At 43.3% G+C, this 314-nt stretch carries 2 tRNA genes; both read left to right on the top strand.

Annotated features, from left to right (window positions below):
- The first annotated feature begins 71 nt into the window (after positions 1 to 71).
- Positions 72 to 146 (top strand) — tRNA-Ile (locus FD38_RS10405).
- Positions 147 to 165: 19 nt separating this feature from the next.
- Positions 166 to 238, top strand: a tRNA-Ala gene (locus FD38_RS10400).
- The last annotated feature ends 76 nt before the right edge of the window (positions 239 to 314 follow it).

Below are 314 nucleotides of genomic sequence, written 5' to 3'. Positions count from 1 at the left end.
AGGCTACACATACTTTGTCGAAACAATGGTCAGTTTTGAGGGGTCTACCCTCAAACCTTATGTGCTTTTTTGGGCGTATAGCTCAGCTGGTTTAGAGCGCACGCCTGATAAGCGTGAGGTCGATGGTTCGAGTCCATTTATGCCCATTGACCGTAAGGTCGATATGGGGAATTAGCTCAGATGGGAGAGCACCTGCTTTGCAAGCAGGGGGTCAACGGTTCGATCCCGTTATTCTCCATTGATGCGAGAGCATCAAGTTTGTTCTTTGAAAACTAGATATTATCAATTATTTTCCTTTAATTATTAAAGATAAT

It is taken from the genome of Levilactobacillus zymae DSM 19395 (genome assembly GCF_001434115.1).
Classification (GTDB): Bacteria; Bacillota; Bacilli; order Lactobacillales; family Lactobacillaceae; genus Levilactobacillus; species Levilactobacillus zymae.
Note: the sequence above shows the minus strand (reverse complement) of the source record. Positions and strands in the feature narration are given on the sequence as shown.